Origin of the sequence: Clostridium sp. K13 (assembly GCF_019734195.1) — a bacterium.
In the GTDB taxonomy this organism is placed as follows: Bacteria; Bacillota; Clostridia; order Clostridiales; family Clostridiaceae; genus Clostridium.
Genome location: NZ_JAASHM010000055.1, coordinates 1 through 5,003, shown reverse-complemented (window position 1 = coordinate 5,003; position 5,003 = coordinate 1). Strand labels below are relative to the sequence as shown.

Here is a 5,003-nt window from a genome sequence, read left to right as displayed (position 1 = left end):
TTCCGCGATAGCTCAATGGTGGAGCACTCGGCTGTTAACCGATAGGCTGGAGGTTCGAGTCCTCTTCGCGGAGCCATTTTTATTTTTAAGAGTTTTGTAGGAGCAGATAAGGTCTGTTGATACAAAACTCTTTTTTATAATTTAAATAAATATGTAATATTGTTTTTGTTTTAAATTATATAAAAGTTTGATTAAGTAAAGTTTTAAATTTAACCTTTGTAAGGATGTTGAAAAAAGCTATTATAATTTAGCTTGACATATAAAAGTCATTTGATAAAATTAATATATGCATAATTTAATAAACACGTTGAGAAAGAAGAGTAGTTTTAATATTCCTTTTAGAGAGATGGTGGTAGGTGCAAATCATTAGGCAATTAAAATGAAGGGAGCTTTTGAGTGTTAAGTTAGAAAGTTGGGCTTTAGCCAAGAAGGGTGGAACCGCGGAATTTATTTCGTCCCTTTATGGTTATAAGGCTTTTTTTATTATAAAAAAATATTTAGGAGGATTAAAAATGGCAGTAGAAAAGACTATGGATAAAATCGTTGCTTTGTGTAAAAGCAGAGGTTTTATATTCCCAGGATCAGAAATATATGGAGGACTTGCTAACTCATGGGATTATGGCCCATTAGGAGTAGAATTTAAGAATAATGTTAAAAAAGCTTGGTGGAAAAAATTTGTTCAAGAAAGTCCTTATAATGTAGGAGTTGATTGTGCAATACTAATGAATCCAGAAGTTTGGGTTGCATCAGGACACGTTGGTGGATTCTCAGATCCATTAATGGATTGTAAAGAGTGTAAATCAAGATTTAGAGCAGATAAATTAGTAGAAGACCATATGACTGAAAGTGGAGTAGAAGTTGCTTGTGCTGATGGATGGACTAATGAAGAGTTAATGGAATATATAACTAAAAACAATATAGTTTGTCCTAAGTGTGGTAAAATGAACTATACAGATATAAGAAAGTTCAATTTAATGTTCAAGACTTTCCAAGGTATAACTGAAGATTCAGCTAATACAGTATATTTAAGACCAGAAACTGCTCAAGGTATATTTGTTAACTTTAAATCAGTTCAAAGAACTTCAAGAAAGAAAGTACCATTTGGTATAGCTCAAATTGGTAAATCTTTTAGAAATGAAATCACTCCAGGTAACTTTACTTTCAGAACAAGAGAATTTGAACAAATGGAATTAGAATTCTTCTGTAAACCAGGAACAGATTTAGAGTGGTTTGGATACTGGAAAGATTATTGTTGGAAATTCCTGAAGAATTTAGGCGTTGCTGAATCTAACTTAAGAATGAGAGATCATGGCGAAGAAGAATTATCTTTCTATTCAAATGCAACATCTGATATAGAATATTTATTCCCATTTGGTTGGGGAGAACTTTGGGGAATAGCTGATAGAACAGACTATGACTTAAAGAAACATGCTGAGCATTCAGGAACAGATATGACATACTTAGATCCAACAACTAATGAAAAGTATGTACCATACTGTATAGAGCCATCATTAGGAGCAGATAGAGTTGCTTTAGCATTCTTAGTTGATGCTTATGATGAAGAAGAATTAGAAGGTGGAGATGTAAGAACAGTAATGCATTTACATCCTGCATTAGCTCCATATAAGGCTGCAGTATTACCATTATCTAAAAAACTATCAGAAAAGGCTGATGAAGTATATTCAATGTTAGCTAAAAACTTCAATATTGAATATGATGAAACAGGAAGTATTGGTAAGAGATATAGAAGACAAGATGAAATAGGAACTCCATTCTGTATAACAGTTGATTTTGAAACTGAAAATGATGGATGTGTTACTATAAGACATAGAGATTCAATGACTCAAGAAAGAGTTAAAATAGAAGAGTTAAATGACTTTATTGCAAAAAGTTTAGAATTTTAATTATGTAGAGTTAGAAAATGCTTGAAATAGAGCACTTTCTAGCTCTATTTTTATGTAATTTACTAAATATAAATTATTATCAAAAATATTAAACTTTAATATAATATAGTGTGGTCAAATAACTTAAGTGGAGGATAAGATGTATAATAACTATCCTATAAAGATAATAAAATGGTCCCAAATTCCTTATTCTGGATAAGTGATACTACCTAAAGGAATTGATTATAATGCAGGATATTGGCCGCTGAATTATTTCAATTATGCAGGAAATGGAGTGTTTGCTAAAAATAATGGAATGGTTGTTTTTTTGAATATTGAGAATCCAAAAGATATAAATTTTAAAGAAGAGTTAAGAGAGCTAGAATATTCATTAAAAAATATTACAGAAAAACAAATAAAAATTGTTGATTATTGGAGTGATAAAGCTTTAATTGAGAGTATAATGTCAATAGCTCTAAAATTAGTATCAGAATACGATAAATCACCTGGAATGACAGTTAGATTACTATCTATATTAACTAAAGCTATTAATGATGCCTATATAATAGCATCATATTTTAAGTATTTTTGGGACTATCCACGGCCGATCCAATTAAAAGAAAAAATAACTACAAGAATAGATACGCCTAAATCACCAAGTTATCCTTCAATATATTCTGTAGTGATGGCTACAGCTATGGAAGTATTAATATATTATTTTCCGAAAGAAAAAGAAAAACTATTAAAGATACATCAAGATGTATCATCATCAAGGTTATATGCTGGAATACATTTTAAGGCAGATTTATATGAAGGTACAAAGTTAGGAAGACAAATAGGATCAATGATAGTTTTAGAAACAAGTAAGGAAAGAGATGTAAAAGGGAAAAAAATTGATGAACCTGCAGAAGATATATTGGATGTAGATATAATTCCTAAGTATTAAGCATAAATTAATAGTTATTATTTTAGATGTTTGAGATGTCCTCAAGCATCTTTTTGCAAAGTAATGATATAAGTTGTTGTAATTATAGAATATAAGAATCTATAATGATATAATTATTTATATGTTGGAAAGAATTAATAATATAAAAATATATAGGTTTATATTAATATGTGTGGAGGCAATTAATGAAGGATTTTTGTGAGTTTAAAAATTTTATTAATGGAAAAAAAGTTGCTGTAGTAGGAATTGGGGTTAGTAATATACCTTTAATTAATTTTTTAGTAAAATTAGGAGCAAATGTAACTGGATTTGATATTAAAAGTGAGGAAGCACTAGGCGATATTGCGGTTGATTTTAAGAAAAAGGGTGTAAAATTACAGTTAGGAGAAGGATATTTAGATAATTTAACAGGATATGAAGTAGTATTTAAAACTCCTTCCATGAGAATTGATTGTGATGCTTTAGTAAGAGCAAAACAAGAAGGTGCCTATATAACATCTGAAATGGAAGAGTTTGTAAGATATTGCAAAGGTAAAATATATGCTATAACAGGATCAGATGGAAAAACAACAACAACAACAATAGTATCTAAATTATTAGAAGCTGAAGGATATAAAACTTGGGTAGGGGGAAATATAGGTACACCGTTATTTTCTAACATAGAAGAAATAGAAGAAAATCATATGGTTGTTTTAGAATTATCAAGTTTTCAACTTATGACTATGAATTTACCTGTTGATGTAGCGATTGTTACAAATTTAGCTCCAAATCACTTAGATATGCATAAAGACATGCAAGAATATATAGACTCTAAGAAAAATATATTCTTATATCAAGATAGTAACAATGTTTTAGTTTTAAATAGAGAGAATGATATAACTTATGGATTTGAGAAAGAAGCAAAAGCTAAGGTGAGAGAGTTTTCTTCGATGAGAGTGCTTGAAAATGGAGCATACTTTAATGACGGTATATTATATTTAGAAGGAAATGAAGTTTGTAAAAAAGAAGATATAGTAATTAAGGGAATGCATAATGTGGAAAATTACTTAGCTGCATTTATTGCTACTAAAGATGATGTAAAAATTGAAACTATGAAAAAAGTAGCAGAAAGTTTTTCAGGAGTAGAACATAGATGTGAGTTAGTGAGAGAAATTGATGGAGTAAAATATTATAATGATTCTATTGCATCTAGTCCAACTAGAACTCTTGCAGGTCTATTTGCTTTTGAAAGAAAGGTTATATTAATAGCTGGTGGTTATGATAAGCATATACCTTTTGAGCCATTAGCTGAAGAAGGATATGAATTTATAAAAGAACTAATACTTTTAGGAGATACTAAGTATTTAATAAAAGAAGCTTTTGAAAAATTAAAATTAGAGAAAAATATAAATATTCCAATTGTTATGGTTGAGTCTTTAGAAGAAGCTGTTAGTAAAGCAAAAGAAATTGCTAGTGAAGGTGATATTGTAACTTTATCACCAGCATGTGCATCTTTTGATATGTTCCCTAATTTTGCAGTGAGAGGGAATAAGTTTAAGGAAATAGTTAATTGTTTATAAAAGTAAATGAAAAAAGGGATAAGAGCTAATCTTATCTCTTTTTATGTTGAATAAAACCAGTATTATTAAGTTGTTTTTAAAAAGATATAAACTTAAAAGGGAATAATAGTAAAGGAAGATGTAGATAAATATAGAATTTCATCCTTGAAAAAGTGTTATATTACATAGAAATGGTATCAACTCAACCTAGAGTATCATTATAAGAAAAGCAGAGAAAAGAAAAGAAAAAAAGAGTAAAAGTAAAATAAATATGCTAAAAATAATAAAATATAAAGTTTGCATATTATTAAACATGTTAATATAAAACACGTCGTCGGGAACAAACAACAAGTTAAGACATGGCGATGAGGTAACAACACAAAACAAACTGAAAAAAGTTTTTTAAAAAAAGTGTTGACAGCCAAAAAGATAAATGATATTATAAATAGGCAGTCAAGTTGATTGCGAAATGATCTTTGAAAATTGAACGGAATATAAATTAAGTAACCAGCAATTCTTTTGAGAGTCTTAAAACAAAGACTCAAAGTAATTTGAGCAGATGATTAAACTTTTTAGTGAGAGTTTGATCCTGGCTCAGGACGAACGCTGGCGGCGTGCCTAACACATGCAAGTCGA

At 29.4% G+C, this 5,003-nt stretch carries 3 protein-coding genes, 1 tRNA gene, 1 rRNA gene and 1 other annotated feature; all 5 genes read left to right on the top strand.

All coding sequences use genetic code 11. From position 1 onward, the window contains the following. Nucleotide 1: 1 nt before the first annotated feature. Nucleotides 2–76, top strand: a tRNA-Asn gene (locus tag HCG76_RS17780). Nucleotides 77–298: 222 nt separating this feature from the next. Beyond that, nucleotides 299–463, top strand: a binding site (T-box leader). A gap of 49 nt (nucleotides 464–512) precedes the next feature. After that, nucleotides 513–1,904 carry a glycine--tRNA ligase gene (locus HCG76_RS17775; protein WP_221701597.1) on the top strand — a complete coding sequence of 464 codons (1,392 nt, stop codon included), beginning with the start codon at nucleotides 513–515 and terminating at the stop codon, nucleotides 1,902–1,904. Between the two features lie 199 nt (nucleotides 1,905–2,103). Continuing rightward, a complete protein-coding gene (locus HCG76_RS19450; RefSeq protein WP_221701598.1) occupies nucleotides 2,104–2,829 on the top strand; it encodes a phosphatase PAP2 family protein in 726 nt (241 codons plus the stop codon). A 185-nt stretch (nucleotides 2,830–3,014) separates the two neighbouring features. Beyond that, on the top strand, nucleotides 3,015–4,388 hold the full coding sequence (gene murD, locus HCG76_RS17765) for a UDP-N-acetylmuramoyl-L-alanine--D-glutamate ligase (protein ID WP_221701599.1): 1,374 nt from the start codon (nucleotides 3,015–3,017) through the stop codon (nucleotides 4,386–4,388). Between the two features lie 550 nt (nucleotides 4,389–4,938). Beyond that, nucleotides 4,939–5,003, top strand: a 16S ribosomal RNA gene (locus HCG76_RS17760); the annotation flags it as partial.

Excerpts from the sequence above, each read along its gene's own strand:
- HCG76_RS17775 (WP_221701597.1), top strand. The coding sequence starts at position 513 with ATGGCAGTAGAAAAGACTATGGATAAAATCGTTGCTTTGTGTAAAAGC.
- murD (WP_221701599.1), top strand. The coding sequence starts at position 3,015 with ATGAAGGATTTTTGTGAGTTTAAAAATTTTATTAATGGAAAAAAAGTT.